The sequence below is a fragment of the Dietzia kunjamensis genome (genome assembly GCF_045689975.1).
Classification (GTDB): domain Bacteria; phylum Actinomycetota; class Actinomycetes; order Mycobacteriales; family Mycobacteriaceae; genus Dietzia; species Dietzia kunjamensis.
This window is the reverse complement of sequence record NZ_CP143297.1, coordinates 786,970-803,161: the sequence shown is the minus strand read 5'-3', so window position 1 is coordinate 803,161 and position 16,192 is coordinate 786,970. Positions and strand designations below refer to the sequence as shown.

Here is a 16,192-nt window from a genome sequence, read left to right as displayed (position 1 = left end):
CGGACCCCGATGTGCCGCGGACTCCCGCCGAGCACGATGGGGTCATGTCCAGAACGAGCACCCCCGACCTCCCGTCAGAGCTCCGCTCCCTGTGGCGGACCCGTCCCGTCCGGACGCCGGACGATTCCAGGATCGCCGGCGTCTGCGGCGGCTTCGGTCGGCGCTACGGCGTCGACCCGGTCCTCTTCCGCGTCGCGTTCGTCGTCGCCGCACTGTGGGGTGGGGCGGGCGTGTTCCTGTACGCCCTGATGTGGCTGCTCCTGCGCTCCGCCGGCGACGAGGTCTCCTCCGGGGAGGCGCTCCTGGGGAAGGGCCGGGCGTCGGGCTCCAAGGTCACCGCGGTGGTCCTCGTCGTCGTCGTCCTCCTGTCCGCCCCCACCTTCGGCGGTTCCGGGGAGGCCCTCCTCCTCGGCGCCGGGTTCCTCATGGTCGCGGCGATGCTCGCCGGCTGGTACGGCCTGCACCGGCGCACCCCCGAACCGCCCGCCGGGTGGGCGGAGGTCTCCGCGGTGCGGCCCTCCGCCGCTCGCGGACCCGACGCGTCGCGCGGCCGGGCCCCGGCCACCGGCGCCGGACCGTGGCGCGCGACCGGAGCTCCCCAGGAGCCCGGCTCCGGCCCCGGAGCCCCCTTCGGGCCCCCTGTGCCGCCCTCGTGGGATCCGCTCGGCGCCGCCCCGTTCGCGTGGGACCTGCCCGAACCCGGCCTCGCCCCCGCCCCGGTCGAACCGACCCGGCCCCGGTCGCGGCTGACCAAGGTCACGCTCGGCCTGGCACTCATCGCGACCGCGGTCGCCACCGGGTTGTCGACGCTGGGCGGATTCACCTGGCTCGACACCACGCGCATCGCCGCGATCGCCCTGGCGGTGGTGGCCGGCGGGCTGCTCGTCGGCGCCGTCACCCGCCGCGGGTACGGGCTGCTCGTGGTGGCCGGACCACTCGTCGGGTTCGTGCTGCTCGCCCTGTCGGTCCAGGTCCCCACGGGTGGCTGGGAGACCTTCGGCGACGAGCGGGTGGAGATCACCTCCCCCGCCCAGCTCGACACGCCGGTCACCCACGAGGTCGGCACCGTCACCGTCGACATGCGCGAGCTCGAACTGGACCGCGACCGCAGCTACAGCATCACCAACGAGGTCGGTGAGGTGCGGGTGCTGCTGCCCGACGGGCTCGCCGTGCAGGCCGACTGCCGGACCGAGATCGGCTCCGTCGACTGCCCCGACCCGCCCGCCGACACCGACGGGCCGGTCCTGACCCTGGACATCACCACCGAGATGGGAAGCGTGAAGGTCACCCGATGAGTACGAACACGCCCGCAGACGACCGCCACCACTCCACCGCGGGAGCCCCGCCCGACCAGTCGCCGCGGTTCGACCCGCAGCTGTACGACCCGCTGCCCTACGGCACCGGATACCCGACACCCGAACCGCTCGGATTCGGGGTCTCCCCCGAGCCCGCGACCACCCCGGCCGGCGCCGTCGAGGTGGTGGAGCACCGGCGGTTCGGATCGCCGGTGCTCGCCCTGGCCGGCGTGACCTCGCTGGGAGTGGCGGTGTGGGCGATCCTGGGAGCGCCCGCGATCGCCCCGACGGCGTTGCTGGCCGCGGGACTCGTCCTGGCGGTGCTCGTGGGACTGATGATGGTCATCCGCCGCTGACGCCCGGCCCGCTCACTCCCACTCGATGGTGCCCGGCGGCTTGCTCGTCACGTCCAGCACGACGCGGTTGACGTCCGGGACCTCGTTGGTGATGCGGTTGGAGATCAGCGCCAGCGTCTCGTACGGCACGCGCGTCCAGTCGGCGGTCATGGCGTCCTCGGAACTCACCGGCCGCAGCACGATCGGATGACCGTACGTCCGGCCGTCGCCCTGCACGCCCACCGACCGGACATCGGCCAGCAGGACCACCGGGCACTGCCACACCGTGGAGTCCAGGCCCGCCGCGGTCATCTCCTCGCGCACGATCGCGTCCGCCGCGCGCAGGGTCTCCAGTCGGTCGCGGTCCACGGCGCCGACGATGCGGATCGCCAGGCCCGGACCGGGGAACGGGTGGCGGCCGACGATCGCCTCGGGCAGACCGAGCTCGCGGCCCACGGCGCGGACCTCGTCCTTGAACAGCAACCGCAGTGGCTCGACGAGCGTGAACTCCACATCGTCCGGCAGTCCGCCGACATTGTGGTGGCTCTTGATGTTGGCCGTACCCGCTCCGCCACCGGACTCGACGACGTCCGGGTAGAGGGTGCCCTGGACGAGGAAGTCGACGGAAGAGGCGGCGGCCTCACCGGAACCCTGGAGTTCGAGCGCCTGCGTCACCGCCCGCTCGAAGGACCGGATGAACTCGCGGCCGATGATCTTGCGCTTGGTCTCCGGGTCGGTGACATCGGCGAGGTGCCCCAGGAAGACGTCGGAGTCGTCCAGCGTGATGAGGCGGGCACCGGTGGCGGCCACGAAGTCGTTCTCGACCTGCTCACGCTCGCCCGCACGCAACAGTCCGTGGTCGACGAACACACACGTGAGGCGGTCCCCGATCGCACGCTGGACCAGGGCGGCCGCGACGGCCGAGTCGACGCCGCCCGACAGGCCGCAGATCGCGTGGCCGTCGCCGATCTGCTCGCGGACGGCCTCCACCAGCTGGTCGGCGATGTTCGACGCGGTCCACGTCGGCTCGAGCCCCGCCACCTCGGTGAGGAAGCGGCTCAGCACCTGCTGGCCGTGTGGCGAATGCAGGACCTCCGGGTGGTACTGCACTCCGGCCATGCGCCGCTCGGTGCACTCGAACGCGGCGACCGGGGCACCGGACGACGACGCGGTGACGGTGAACCCCTCGGGCGCGGCCGTGACCGCGTCCCCGTGGCTCATCCACACCGGGTGGTGCTCCGGCAGGCCGGCGTGCAGGAGGCCGCCGGACACGCTCACGTCGGTACGGCCGTACTCGCGGCTACCCGTGTGAGCGACCTCACCGCCGAGGGCACCGGCCATCGCCTGGAAGCCGTAACAGATGCCGAACACCGGCAGACCCAGCTCGAACACCGCCGGGTCGAGCGAGGGCGCGTCCTCGGCGTACACGCTCGCGGGTCCGCCGGACAGCACCAGGGCGACGGGATCCTTGGCGCGGATCTCCTCGATCGTCGCGGTGTGCGGGATCACCTCGGAGTAGATGCGCGCCTCGCGCACGCGGCGCGCGATGAGCTGCGCGTACTGGGCGCCGAAGTCCACCACGAGTACCGGGCGGGGCGCCACCGCCTCGGCGGCGATCTGGGAGTCGGTCTGTGCGTTCTCGGCCACGGGGTCGAGTCTAGGCCCCGCGGCCCATCCGCCGAACTCGGCCACATCCCCCGTGCCGGGGTTCACAATGAACCCCACCACGACCCCGGCCGGCCCGGGACCGAGAGAGCTGGAGCGCATCGATGGAGCGAATGACCGGTTTCGACGCGAGCCTGCTGTACATGGAAACCGCCCAGCAACCCCTCGTGGTGGGCGGAGTCCTCTTCGTCGACGTCTCCGGCCTCGAGGTCGGGTACTCCTTCGAATGGCTCCGGACCGAGCTCGGCCGCCGGATCAAGGAACTGCCCGAACTCCGCCGCAAGATCTACGACTCCCCGCTCAACCTCGGCCACCCCGCCTGGGTCGAGGAATACGACCTCGACATCACCGCACACGTCCGCCGCGTCGACGTGGACCACCCCGGTGACGACCGCGCGGTGTTCGAGATGTGCGGCACCCTCGGCAGCCGCCCGCTGGACAGGTCACGCCCCCTGTGGGAGATGTGGGTCCTCGAGCGGCTCGCCGAACCGGACACCATCGTCGTGTACTTCCGGGCCCACCACGCCATCCTCGACGGGGCCAACGGCGCGAACATCCTGCGCACGTTCGCCTCCGCCGGAGAGCAGCCCTCCGCCCGCGACCTCGACATGGTCCGCGTCGAGGCGGGCAACGCCAACCCCATCCGGCTCCTCGCCGGCGGGTGGTGGGATTTCTCCGTACGTCGCCCGCTGACCCTGGCCCGGCTGGTACCCGAGGTCGTCGCGCTCCCCTTCGCACTGCGCAGGGCCACGGCGGCCAGGAAGAAGTCGGACGATCCGGCCCCGGAGGAGACGGGCACGGCCGACGCCACGGACGACCTCGTCGTCGTCCCCAGGGCGGCACCGTTCACCGCGCCCCGCACCCGCTTCAACGCCACCATCACCCCCCACCGGGCGGTCTGGGGTGCCTCACTCGACCTCGGCGAGATCAGCGAGATCAAGGACGCCTTCGGCGTGACCGTCAACGACGTGTTCCTGGCGGTGATGGGCGGCGCGCTGCGGCGGTACCTGCGCTCCCACGACGACCTGCCCGACACGTCGCTCGTCGCCGTGGTCCCCGTCTCCACCCGCGACGCCGAGGACGCCCGGGGCAACAACCGCGTGACGGTCCTGTTCGCGTCCCTGGGGACCGACATCGCCGACCCGCTCGAGCGCCTGCGCGCCATCTCCGCCCGCACCAGCCGGGGCAAGAAGCAGTCGAAGAACGGCATGCGGCCGGACCTCATCCAGGACGTCGCCACACTCGCCCCCGCCCGGACCCTGCAGATGCTGATGCGGATCTACGGCGACTTCCACCTGGCGGATCTGCACCCGGTCGTGCACAACCTCGTCGTCTCCAGCATCCCCGGCCCCCGCGAGGAACTCGACTTCCTCGGCGCCCGGGTCACCCGCATGTACCCACTCGGGCCCCTCATGCACGGGTCCGGACTGTCCGCCACCGCCATGTCGGTCGACGGTCAGCTCGACGTGGGGCTCAACGCCTGCGAGCACCTGGTGCCCGACCCCGACCTGCTGGCCACCGGGATCCGTGAGTCCATGGCCAGACTGCTGGAACTCACCCGGGAGGCGGCGCGGTCGGCGGCCGCCGGGGAGCGCTGACACGTGGAACGGATGACCGGGCTCGACGCGAGCTTCCTCTACCTCGAGACCCCCGAGCAGATGATGGTGATCAACGGCCTCGTCCACCTCGACGTGACCACCGTCGAGGAGGGCTACTCGTTCGAACGCCTCCGATCCGGGCTCGCCCGCCGGGTCAAAGCCGTCCCCCCGTTCCGCCGCAAGGTCCACGACTCACCGTGGAACCCCGGCCACCCGGCGTGGGTCGAGGACTTCGACTTCGACATCACCCACCACCTACGCCGGATCGAACTCGGGCCGGCCGGCACCGAGGACGAGCTGCTGGAGACGTGCGGTCGGCTCGCCTCCACCCCGCTGGACCGCGCCCACCCGCTGTGGCAGGTCTGGATCATCGAACGGGGTGACCCGCACGCGCCGACCGTCAGCGCGTTCTGCCGGGTACATCACTCGGTGATCGACGGGATGCTGGGCGCCGAGTTGCTCTCCGCCCTCGCCGCGACGGACGCCACCACGCCCGACCAGGATCCCGCGCTCGTGCGCACGCACGTCGGACGGGCCAACACCCTGCAACTGATCGCCGGTGGCGCCCGCGACGTGCTGGGCCGGCCCCTGGCCCTCCTCCGTCTGCTCCCCGAGACGCTGTCGGTCCCCGCGGCCATGAGACGCGCCCGCGGCCGGGCCGGCCACGGGGAATCCATGCCGGCCCCGTTCACGGCGCCGCGGACCCTCTTCAACCACTCGCTCACCCCGCACCGCGCCGTGGCCACCGCATCACTCGACCTGGCGTCCGTCAAGCTCGTCACCGCCCGCCTCGGCGGCACCGTCAACGACGTCCTCCTCACCGTGGTCGGCGGTGCTGTGAGGTCCTACCTCGAGGCCCACGGAGACGCCCCCGCCTCGTCCATGGTGGCGATCGTCCCCATGTCCACGAGAGACGATCTGGCCACCGGTGGCGCCAACCAGGTGTCGGCCATGTTCGCCTCCCTGGCCACGGATGTGGCCGACCCGGTCGAACGGTACGAGCGGATCTCCGCCGCAGCGGAGACCACGAAGCGCCAGGCCGCGAGCATCCGGCCGGCCCTCCTGGACAACTGGGCCCGCATGGGCCCCCGTCGGCTGCTCGACATGGGCATGCGGGCGTACGAGGCGCTGAGACTCGCCGACGTCCACCCGGTGATCTACAACCTCATCGTCTCCAACGTGCCCGGCCCCCGTCACGCGCTCTACTTCCTCGGCGCGCGGATCACCCACATGCACCCCTTCGGCCCGCTGCTCCACGGTGCGGGGCTGTCCGTGACCAGCCTGTCGACCGACGGGCGGCTCGACCTGGGGGTGATCTCGTGCGACCACCTGGTGCCGGACCCGGACGCGGTGGCCCGCGGGATCGCGGCGGCGCTCGACGAGTTGCTCGAGCTCACCGCCCCCTGACCGGGCTCACCGCCTCCTGACCACGGGTAGACCGTCAGCTGACCTGGACGATCGGCAGCCGCAGGGCTCCCGGCGCGGCCTCCGGGACCATCGGCGACACGGGCGGGACCGGCGACAGGCGCCGGTAGTCCTCGCCCTGGGCCGGGCGCTGGTCGGCCTCACCCTTGTTGGGCCACAGCGACATGGCCCGCTCGGCCTGGGCGGTGATGCTGAGCGCCGGGTTGACACCGAGGTTCGCGGAGATCGCCGATCCGTCCACGATGTGCATCGTCGGGTAGTTCCACACGCGGTGGTACGGGTCCACGACCCCGGTCTCCGGCGAATCCGAGATCACGCAGCCGCCCAGGAAGTGGGCGGTGAGCGGGATGTTCGCGATCTCGCCCCACGTGCCCCCGGGCAGGCCGCCGATCTCCTCGGCGATCTTGCGGGTGGCCTCGTTGCCGGCGGGGATCCAGGTGGGGTTGGGCTCGCCGTGACCCTGCTTGCTGGTGACGTACCTGAACGGACCGAAGCGCTTGACGTAGGTCTGCAGCGAATTGTCCAGGTTCTGCATCACGAGCGCGATCACCGAACGCTGGCTCCAGCGGCGCAGGTAGAACAGCTGCATGAACATGCCCGGCTCGCGCCGGACCTCGTTCAGCAGGGTTCGCCACCGCGGGAGCGGCCCGTCGCCGTCCGTCAGCAGGGTCTGCAGGATGGCGATGGCGTTGGAGCCCTTGCCGTACCGGACCGGTTCGATGTGGGTGTCCGACCGGGGATGAAACGACGACGTGATAGCCACCCCCTCGGAGAAGTCCTGCTCCGGCTTGTAGTTCGGGCGCATCGCCCCGAGGATCGCCTCAGAGTTGGTCCGGGTGAGCCGACCGATCGCATCCGAGAGCCTGGGCAGGGACCCGGAGTCCTTGGCGTAGTGGAGCAGGTGCTGGGTTCCCCAGGTGCCGGCCGCCACGACAACCTGATCGGCGGTCACCGTGGTGGTGCGCTTACCGCGACGCGTCCAGGCGCCCGTCCGCTCGAGGGTGATCTCCCACGTGCCGTCGCCGCGCTCACGCAGGTCGCTGACCGTGGTCCGGTCCAGGATGCGGGCGCCCGCGCGCTCGGCGAGGGCGAGGTAGTTCTTCATCAGCGTGTTCTTGGCGTTGTGCCGGCAGCCGGTCATGCACTCGCCGCACTCGATGCACGCGTTGCGGTCCGGCCCCACCCCGCCGAAGTACGGATCGGGGACAAGCTCGCCGGGCTTGCCCTGGCCGCCGGTCTTCTCACCGAAGAACACGCCGACCGGGGTGTAGACGAAGGTGTCCTCCGCGCCCATGTCGCGGGCCACCTTCTTCATGACCTCGTCCGAGTGGGTGTGCGTGGGGTTGGTGACCACGCCCAACATGCGGCGGCCCTGGTCGTAGAACGGGGAGAGTTCGTCCTCCCAGTCCGTGATGTGGCCCCACTGCCGGTCCTTGAAGAACTGACCGGGCGGCTTGTACAGGGTGTTGGCGTAGTTGAGGGAGCCGCCGCCCACGCCCGCGCCCGCGAGGATCATCACGTCACGCATCATGTGGACGCGCTGGATCCCGAACAGCTTGAGTTTGGGCGCCCACACGTATCGGTGGAGTCGCCAGGACGTCTTGGGCAAGTCCGCGTCCTCGAAGCGGCGACCCGCCTCGATGACCGTGACGCGGTACCCCTTCTCCGACAACCGCAGGGCCGTCACGCTGCCACCGAAACCGGATCCGATGACGACGACATCCGTGTCCGTCGGCGTGGTGGGGGCGTCGGTCGGGGTCGACGGTGCGTGCGGCGTCATGGTGCAACTCCCAGGAGTGGTCGATGGTGGGCATCACAGTACCCGAGCACCACCGAACCTACCCGACAGTAGGCCCTAATTTGTCCAGAGAGTGGATGCGTCTGGCCCACGGCCGGGCGGTCAGGGCCGGACGGACAGGTCCACCTTCTGGAACCCCTTGACGTCGGAGTAACCGCACTTCGCCATCGCGCGACGCAGTCCGCCCATGAGGTTGCGGGTGCCGTCAGGGACGCTGGTCGGCCCCTCGAGGACCTCTTCCAGTGGCGCCAGGGCCGTCTCGTCCTCCACCTCGGACACATGCCCACGCGGCACCTTGGGGTGGGCGGAGACCGCGTCCCAGTAGACACCGCGGCCCGGGGACTCCAGCGAGCCGGCGAGCAGCGGCCCGAGAACCACCGCGTCGGCGCCGCACGCCACGGCGCGGGCGATGTCACCGGAGGTGTAGATGTCGCCGTCGGCCAACACGTGCACGTAGCGGCCTCCGGTCTCGTCGAGGTAGTCCCGCCGGGCCGCGGCCGCGTCGGCGATCGCGGTGGCCATGTGGACCTCCATACCCAGCACCTGGCCGGTGGTGGTGATTCCGTTGACCCCGCCGTATCCCACGATCACACCGGCGGCGCCCGTGCGCATGAGGTGAAGGGCGGTCTTGTAGTCGACCACGCCGCCGGCAATCACCGGGACATCGAGGCCACCGATGAACTCCTTGAGGTCGAGCGGGGCGTCCTCACCGCTGACGTGCTCCGCCGAGATGATCGTGCCCTGCACCACCAGCAGGTCGATCCCCGCCGCGACCAGCCCCGGGGTGAGCTCGCGCGCGTGCTGCGGTGAGACCCGCACCGCCACGGTCGCACCCTCGTCGCGGATGCGGTGAACCGCAGCGGCGAGGAGCTCACGGTCGATCGGGGCACGGTGCAGCTCCTGCAGTCGCGCCACGGCCCGGTGTCCGGTCACGTCCTCCAGCGCGAGCTCCCGCAGCTCGGCGATCACGGCATCGGGATCGGCGTGACGGGCCCACAGTCCCTCTCCGTTGAGCACGGCCAGACCACCGAGCCTGGAGAACTCCACCGCCGAGGCCGGGGAGACCACCGCGTCGGTCGGGTGGGTCATCACCGGGATGTCCATCTGGTAGGCGTCGATCTGCCAGGAGGTGGACACCTCCTTGGAGCTACGGGTCCGGCGGGAGGGGACGATGTCGACCTCGCCCAGCCCGAACATCCGACGGGCCTCGCGACCCAGGCCGATCTCCACGACATTGCGCACGCGACTTCAGTCCTTGACGTTGTAGTTGGGGGCCTCGACCGTCATCTGGATCGCGTGCGGATGGCTCTCCCTGAGCCCCGCGGCCGTGATCTGGACGAACTGGGCACGGTGCATCTCCGGGATGGTGGCGGCTCCGGTGTAGCCCATGCCCGCGCGCAGCCCGCCGGCGAGCTGGTGGAGTACCTGACCGACGTCTCCCCGATACGGGACCCGCCCCTCGATGCCCTCGGGCACCAGCTTCTCCTCGGACAGCACGTCGTCCTGGAAGTACCGGTCCTTGGAGAACGACTTCTCCTGCCCGGGCTTGCCGCGCCCGCGCATCGCGCCCAGCGAACCCATGCCGCGGTAGACCTTGTACTGCTTGCCGTCCACGAAGATCAGCTCCCCCGGCGATTCGGTGCACCCCGCGAGCAGGGACCCGAACATGCAGGCCGAGGCGCCGGCGGCGATCGCCTTGGCCACGTCACCGGAGTACTGCATACCGCCGTCGGCGATGACGGGGATCCCCGCCGCATGCGCTGCGACCGAGGCCTCGAGGATCGCGGTGATCTGGGGAGCACCCACGCCCGCGACCACCCGGGTGGTGCAGATGGAGCCGGGGCCGATGCCCACCTTGATGGCGTCCGCACCCGCGTCGATCATCGCCTGTGCGGCACCGCGGGTGGCGAGGTTGCCCCCGATCACCTGCACGCGGTCGCCGAGTTCCCGCTTGACCCTGGCCACCATGTCGAGGGCGTTGCGGTTGTGGGCGTGGGCGGTGTCGACCACCAGGGCGTCCACCCCGGCGTCGGTGAGGGCCCCGGCACGCTGCCAGGCATCCTCTCCGGTACCGATGGCGGCGGCCACGCGCAGCCGGCCGTCCGAGTCCTTGGTGGCGTCGGGGTGCTTCTCCGTCTTGACGAAGTCCTTCACCGTGATGAGTCCGGTCAGGCGCCCGTCACCGTCGACGATCGGCAGCTTCTCGATCTTGTGCCGGCGCAGCAGGCCGAGCGCCGCCTCCGCGGTGACACCCTCCCGCGCCACCACCAGGGGCGCCCGGGTCATGACCTCGTCGACCCGTCGGGACTTGTCCATCTCGAACCGCATGTCGCGGTTGGTGATGATGCCGACCAGCTCACCGCGCTCGTCGGTCACCGGCAGTCCGGAGATCCGGTAGCGGGCGCACTTCTCGTCGACCTCCGCCAACGTGTCGCTTGGCGCGCAGGTCACCGGGTCGGTCACCATCCCGGCCTCGGACCGCTTCACCGTCTCGACCTGGGCGGCCTGGTCCCCCACGGAGAGGTTGCGGTGAAGGACGCCGATCCCGCCCTGCCGTGCCATGGCGATGGCCATGCGGGCCTCGGTCACGGTGTCCATCGCCGACGAGATCAGCGGCACCCGCAGGGTGATGTCCCGTGTCAGGCGGGTGCTGGTGTCGACCTCACTCGGGACCACCTCGGACGCGGCCGGGAGGAGGAGCACGTCGTCGAACGTCAGGCCCACCAACGCGACCTTGGTCGGGTCGTCGCCGCCGGTGCGCACGGGGCCATTCGACTCGCTCATCTGCCGTCCTCCTGGGGGGTCGTCTAGGTGCTGACTTTCGAGGATAGTGGTTCCGGGGGCCACGGCTCGAACCGTCGACCACGTGAGACCGTGGTCACGGGTACGGTGGAGGCCGTGGACGATCCCCTACGGCACGGAATGCCGCCCGACCCGTTCGCCGGAGATCCGGATGATCCGGCCGCGGAGCTGGCCGAGCTCGACCCCGTCGATGACGACATGCCCACGGGCCCGCTCGACGCGGACGAGCGGCGGGCGATCGAGGAGGACCTCGCGGATCTCTCGGAGTTCCGTCGGTTGCTGGCCCCGATCGGGGTGAAGGGGGTCGCGGTCCAGTGTGACGACTGCGCCGAGGAGCACTACCACGAGTGGGACATGCTCCGCGCCAACCTCATGCAACTCCTCGAGGACGGCTCCCTGCTCCCCCACGAGCCGGCCTTCGACCCGATCCCGGACGACTACGTCACCTGGGAGTACTGCCGCGGTTACGCGGACGCCGCCCGCGCCCTGCGCCCCCGTCGACTCAACTGGCGCCGCTGAGCAGAGGCGGTCGCCGCGCGCGGGTGCCGCCCGTTCGGCCCGGCCCGGCCCGGCCCGGCCCGGACGACTCGATCCCCGTCCCTCCGAGAGGGGCGGGGATCGAGTCGTTTCCCGGGGTCAGTTCGTCGGCCGGACCGACTGCGAGGTCTGTTGTGAGTCGGTTGGCGCCGGCTGCGTGGGAGTCGGGACCTGGGTCACGGTGGTGCGGCTCGGCGTCGGCGCCGGCACCACCCGGTCGTCATCCGCCTCGTCACCCTGTCGTCCGGTCGTCGGTGACAGGAAATCCTGGATCCGCTGGGTGTCGATCGGGATCTGCAGCGTGGTCGAGATCCGCAGCCCGTCGAGCGGGAGCGGGATGACCGGCATCCCCGGAGGCGGCGGGGGGACCAGGTTGGACGGCAACGGCACGGGGAGGCCGGGAACGAGAGTCGCCACACCCGAAGCGGGCGGGGGCGACGGGGCGGGCGCGGGTGCCGGGGCGGGCGACGGGACGACGCTCGGGGTGACCCGACTGAGATCGCGCTTGATGGCGTCCCGACGCTTCATCAGCTCGACACGTTCGGAGGCGTCGGAGACCTCGTCGAGCCGCGCGCTCACCTCATCGAGCAGCCGCTCGGCCTCGTTCCGGTCGCCCTCTCGGGCGGCGAGGTCCGCGGCGGCGAGGTCCTCGCTGAGATCGCTCACGAGCTCTACGTTCCCGGCACGGTCGGAGAACATCGTCTTGGACACGCCCCAGAGCGGGTCGCCCGGCATCGCGCTGTGCGCGGCCACGGACAGGCCGCCGACGATCACGGCCGCCACTGCGGCAGCGCCGGTCACCGCCTGCCACAGGGCCGGACGCTGGCCGTGGTGGTGCTCGCCCGAGCGCACCCACCCGCGGCGCGGCCACAGCCGGGAGACGTTCGGGGCGAGGGCCACCTCGATCTGCTCGTCGCTGGGCAGCTCCGGCAGTCCGGCCGAGTCCACCTCGGCGCGCCAGTCCGCGAGCAGCGCGACGAGAGGCTCATCCCCCTCGGGACGATCGCCGCGTCCGAGCGCGTCGAGGAGCTCGTCGTCGCGATCCACCTCGACCCGGTCCTCGTCGACCCGGTCCTCGTCGTGGCCGTCCACGTCATGCACGTGGAGCGAGGCGTCATCGTCCCGGGTGCCGGGATCGACTTCGTCGTTCATCGCCATCGCTCCTCTCCGTCCTGCTCGATCCTCGCCCGGAGCTGCTTCATCGCCCGGTGTTGGGCGACGCGCACGGCCCCGGCCGTACTGTCGACGATCTCCGCGGTCTCCTCCGCGGAGAGTCCGACCACCACACGTAGCCGGATGATCTCCCTCTGCTTCTCGGGCAGGGTCTCGAGGAGGCGGCTCACCGCTCTCGACACCTCGCCGTCGAGGACGTGGTCCTCCGGCCCCGTGTCGGTCGAGAGCACCTCGGGGAGGTACTCCACGGGGTCGGACTTGTTCCGCGCGGCGCCACGATGGGCGTCCGCGACCTTGTGGGCCGCGATCCCGTACACGAAGGCCATGAAGGGACGTCCCTGGTCCCGGTACCCCGGCAGAGCCGAGAGAACCGCGATCAGAACCTCCTGGGCGACATCGTCAGCAGACAGGTTGACCCTCTCCGAGCCGCCGACGCGGGAACGGCAATACCGCACCACACCGGGCCGCACGAGCTCCAGCACCCGCGTGGCAGCGATGCGGTCACCCTTGACCGCCTCGGCTACGGCGAGTTCCAACTCGTCTGCTGTACCTGTCATCGGATTACGGGGGCCCCGTGTTACACGGATGTGTTACGGGGCACGGCCTTTCTCTCGGGTCGCGACGCACGTCACGACGGATCCCACGTCCCGGCCCGTCAGCGGCCGATGCGGCTCGGGCTCAGAACAGGCGTGTGACCCCTGGGTCGTGGGACCACTGCTGAGCGCCAAGCGTAACCGCTGGGGGGCGTGCGGGACCACGTGACCGGCCCGGAACGGGGCCGGGCCCCGTCCCCCGCGGCGCGGAGAGCGGGGCCCGGGAGGCCGGACGCGATCAGTGCGAGTGACCGGCGTGCGAGTGGCCGCCGGCGCCCTTCTCCTCGGGCTTCTCGACGATCGCCGTCTCGGTCGTGAGGACCATACGGGCGACCGAGCAGGCGTTGACCACGGCGGAGGAGGTGACCTTCACCGGGTCGATGATCCCGGCGGAGACCAGGTCACCGTACGACCCCACGGCGGCGTTGAAGCCGTCGCGCGGGCCCATCTCGGAGACCTTGCTCACCACGACGGAGCCGTCCTCGCCGGCATTGGCGGCGATCCAGAACAGCGGGGCGGACAGCGCCTTGCGGACCACGTTCACCCCGACCGCCTCGTCGGCGTCGGCGGTGTCGGCGGCCAGCCGCTCGAGTGCCGCGGCCGCCTGGACCAACACGGAGCCACCGCCGGCGATGACGCCCTCTTCCACGGCCGCCTTGGCCGAGTTGACGGCGTCCTCGACGCGGAGCTTGCGTTCGGTCAACTCGGTCTCGGTGGCCGCACCCACGCGGATCACGGCGACACCGCCGGCGAGCTTCGCGACGCGCTCCTCGAGCTTCTCGCGGTCCCAGTCGGAGTCGGTGGCCTCGGCCTCGCGGCGCAGCTGCGCGACGCGGGCGTCGACGTCCGCCTGGTCGCCGGCACCGTCCACGATGATCGTGTCGTCCTTGGACACGGTCACCCGCCGGGCCTGACCGAGCACGTCCAGGCCGCACTCCGACAGCTTCATGCCCAGGTCGGGGCTGATGACCTGCCCCTTGGTGACGATCGCCAGATCCTCCTGGAAGGCCTTGCGCCGGTCGCCGAAGAACGGCGCCTTGATCGCGACGACCTTGAGGGTCTTGCGGATCGAGTTGACCACGAGGGTCGACAGCGCCTCGCCGTCGACGTCCTCCGCGATGATGAGCAGCGGCTTGCCGGTCTCGGCGACCTTCTCCAGCAGCGGCAGCAGATCCGGCAGGGAGCTGATCTTCTCCCGGTGGATCAGGATCAGCACGTCCTCGTGGATGGCCTTCTGCTCGTCGGGGTCGGTGACGAAGTACGGCGAGAGGAAGCCCTTGTCGAAGGCGATGCCCTCGGTGACCGACACCTCGGTGTGCAGCCCCTGGGACTCCTCGACGGACACGACGCCGTTGACTCCGACGGCGTCCATGGCCTCGGCGACCATGCGACCGATCTCGGGGTCACGCGACGAGACGGTCGCCACCTGCGAGACGGCGTCCGAGCCGGAGACCGGTGTCGCTGCCGCGCGGAGGAACTCCACGACAGCGGCAGAGGCCTTCTCGATGCCCTTGCCCATCGCCATCGGGTTGGAGCCGGCGGCCACGTTGCGCAGCCCCTGGCGGATGAGTGCCTGGGCGAGCACGGTGGCGGTGGTGGTGCCGTCGCCCGCGACGTCGTTGGTCTTGGTGGCGACACTCTTGACCAGCTGTGCGCCGAGGTTCGCGAACGGCTCGGAGAGCTCGATTTCGCGGGCGATGGAGACACCGTCATTGGTGACGGTGGGCCCGCCGAAGGCCTTGGCGAGCACGACGTGACGGCCCTTCGGGCCGAGCGTGACCTTGACGGTGTCGGCGAGCTCGTCGACACCGGCGAGCATGCCCTTACGGGCCTCCTCGTCGAACGCGATCAATTTGGACATCGATGGAACTCCTGGAGGGAAGTGGGTGGTCGTGACGGGCGGGTACCGCGGGGTGAGACACCTCCGCCCCGGTGGTGCCTGGCTCTGGCCGGCGCCGCCGGGGCGGGGGTCAACAGCTCACGTCAGTCGATGACCGCGAGGACGTCACGCGAGGAGAGGATCAGGTACTCCTTGCCCTCGTACTTGATCTCGGTGCCGCCGTACTTCGAGTAGATGACCTTGTCCCCCTCCTTGATGTCCATGGGGATGCGGTCGCCGTCCTCGTCGAAGCGGCCCTTGCCGACCGCGACGACGGTGCCCTCCTGGGGCTTCTCCTTGGCGGTGTCCGGGATGACGAGACCCGACGCCGTGGTGGTCTCGGCCTCGAGGGCCTGGACGAGAATCTTGTCCTCAAGCGGCTTGATCGCCACGATGATCCTCCCGTATGGGGTGTGGCCGCCCGGATGCCGGGCGACTCGGAGTGTGGTTGGACAGATCGGGACGCCGGAAGGCGGCCCGTGGTTTATGTACGACCCGGGCTGCCGCGTGCACCGTCGCGGGTGGCGCCCTCGGAGCTCCGTGTCTATTGGCACTCTACACAGGCGAGTGCCAGCACTCAAGGAAACCGCGTGCGGGTTCGCCGCCATCGGGGTCCGACGGAGATCGGAGAACGCTCGGCGCGGGCCTGCGCCGCGGGTAGGCTCACCCGCACCGCTCGGACATCAACCGGACCACCCCCTCTGCCCGACCCGATCCCGATCGAGTACAGCGAGGCCCAGAAATGACCGCAGTCGCGCCCCCGGACATTGTTACCGCCGCAGTCGAGGGCGGGGAGGCGAAAGCCGACGCCCCGGGGTGGATCCTCGCCATCTGGCTGCCGATCCTCACGTTCTTCGCGCTCTATTACGAGCACGCGGTCGTCAACCACTTCACGATCCCCGCGGGCATGATGCCCGGGGCCGATGTGAGCATCGCCGACTGGCTGCTGTGGAACCAGATCCCGGTGCATGTCGGTAACTTCATCGGCGGGATCACCCTCGCGGGGTTGGGACTGTACTTCGCGCAACGGACGCGGGTCGACCGCTCCCCCGGGGCACCGGCGGGCCACACCCACCCACCCCAGGAGTGACC

At 70.8% G+C, this 16,192-nt stretch carries 14 protein-coding genes; 6 read left to right on the top strand and 8 right to left on the bottom strand.

Annotation, left to right across the window (positions count from 1 at the left end; all coding sequences use genetic code 11):
- The first annotated feature begins 44 nt into the window (after positions 1–44).
- Both VZF99_RS03755 and VZF99_RS03750 read left to right on the top strand, forming a co-directional pair.
- A complete protein-coding gene (locus tag VZF99_RS03755; RefSeq protein ID WP_407335730.1) occupies positions 45–1,295 on the top strand; it encodes a PspC domain-containing protein in 1,251 nt (416 codons plus the stop codon).
- A complete protein-coding gene (locus VZF99_RS03750; RefSeq protein WP_206474526.1) occupies positions 1,292–1,651 on the top strand; it encodes a hypothetical protein in 360 nt (119 codons plus the stop codon). The genes VZF99_RS03755 and VZF99_RS03750 overlap by 4 nt, the downstream gene beginning before the upstream one ends.
- Positions 1,652–1,663: 12 nt before the next feature.
- On the opposite strand, the gene guaA is transcribed toward VZF99_RS03750, so the two are convergent.
- Complete coding sequence (gene guaA, locus VZF99_RS03745; protein WP_279630214.1) at positions 1,664–3,277, bottom strand: glutamine-hydrolyzing GMP synthase; 1,614 nt, start codon at positions 3,275–3,277, stop codon at positions 1,664–1,666.
- Between the two features lie 122 nt (positions 3,278–3,399).
- On the opposite strand from guaA, the gene VZF99_RS03740 reads away from it, so the two are divergent.
- Together VZF99_RS03740 and VZF99_RS03735 are read left to right on the top strand one after the other, a co-directional pair.
- Entirely contained in the window at positions 3,400–4,893 is a 1,494-nt protein-coding gene (locus tag VZF99_RS03740; RefSeq protein ID WP_407335729.1) for a WS/DGAT/MGAT family O-acyltransferase, read from the top strand.
- A 12-nt stretch (positions 4,894–4,905) separates the two neighbouring features.
- Positions 4,906–6,300, top strand: coding sequence for a WS/DGAT/MGAT family O-acyltransferase (locus tag VZF99_RS03735; protein WP_407336075.1), 1,395 nt, complete (start codon positions 4,906–4,908; stop codon positions 6,298–6,300).
- Between the two features lie 34 nt (positions 6,301–6,334).
- Here the strand turns inward: VZF99_RS03735 and VZF99_RS03730 are convergent, their stop codons facing one another.
- The 3 genes from VZF99_RS03730 to guaB all read right to left on the bottom strand — a co-directional run bounded on the left by VZF99_RS03730 (position 6,335) and on the right by guaB (position 10,900).
- Positions 6,335–8,098 carry an FAD-dependent oxidoreductase gene (locus tag VZF99_RS03730; protein WP_407335728.1) on the bottom strand — a complete coding sequence of 588 codons (1,764 nt, stop codon included), beginning with the start codon at positions 8,096–8,098 and terminating at the stop codon, positions 6,335–6,337.
- 120 nt (positions 8,099–8,218) lie between these two features.
- Positions 8,219–9,358, bottom strand: a complete 1,140-nt coding sequence (locus tag VZF99_RS03725; protein ID WP_407335727.1) for a GuaB3 family IMP dehydrogenase-related protein — start codon at positions 9,356–9,358, stop codon at positions 8,219–8,221.
- 6 nt (positions 9,359–9,364) lie between these two features.
- Positions 9,365–10,900: an IMP dehydrogenase gene (gene guaB / locus VZF99_RS03720; protein ID WP_120286220.1), complete on the bottom strand. Its 1,536-nt coding sequence runs from the start codon at positions 10,898–10,900 to the stop codon at positions 9,365–9,367.
- Between the two features lie 114 nt (positions 10,901–11,014).
- On the opposite strand from guaB, the gene VZF99_RS03715 reads away from it, so the two are divergent.
- Positions 11,015–11,437, top strand: coding sequence for a DUF5319 domain-containing protein (locus VZF99_RS03715; RefSeq protein ID WP_372502191.1), 423 nt, complete (start codon positions 11,015–11,017; stop codon positions 11,435–11,437).
- 117 nt (positions 11,438–11,554) lie between these two features.
- Here the strand turns inward: VZF99_RS03715 and VZF99_RS03710 are convergent, their stop codons facing one another.
- From VZF99_RS03710 to groES, 4 genes are all read right to left on the bottom strand, one after another.
- The gene (locus tag VZF99_RS03710) at positions 11,555–12,607 is read right to left on the bottom strand and encodes an anti-sigma-D factor RsdA (protein ID WP_244200895.1); all 1,053 of its coding nucleotides are present in this window, start codon (positions 12,605–12,607) and stop codon (positions 11,555–11,557) included.
- Positions 12,604–13,185, bottom strand: a complete 582-nt coding sequence (locus tag VZF99_RS03705; protein ID WP_096905922.1) for a sigma-70 family RNA polymerase sigma factor — start codon at positions 13,183–13,185, stop codon at positions 12,604–12,606. The genes VZF99_RS03710 and VZF99_RS03705 overlap by 4 nt, the downstream gene beginning before the upstream one ends.
- A 274-nt stretch (positions 13,186–13,459) precedes the next feature.
- Entirely contained in the window at positions 13,460–15,082 is a 1,623-nt protein-coding gene (gene groL / locus VZF99_RS03700; RefSeq protein WP_407335726.1) for a chaperonin GroEL, read from the bottom strand.
- A 122-nt stretch (positions 15,083–15,204) separates the two neighbouring features.
- The gene (gene groES / locus VZF99_RS03695; protein WP_181694306.1) at positions 15,205–15,498 is read right to left on the bottom strand and encodes a co-chaperone GroES; all 294 of its coding nucleotides are present in this window, start codon (positions 15,496–15,498) and stop codon (positions 15,205–15,207) included.
- Between the two features lie 344 nt (positions 15,499–15,842).
- On the opposite strand from groES, the gene VZF99_RS03690 reads away from it, so the two are divergent.
- Positions 15,843–16,190, top strand: a complete 348-nt coding sequence (locus tag VZF99_RS03690; RefSeq protein ID WP_407335725.1) for a formate/nitrite transporter family protein — start codon at positions 15,843–15,845, stop codon at positions 16,188–16,190.
- The last annotated feature ends 2 nt before the right edge of the window (positions 16,191–16,192 follow it).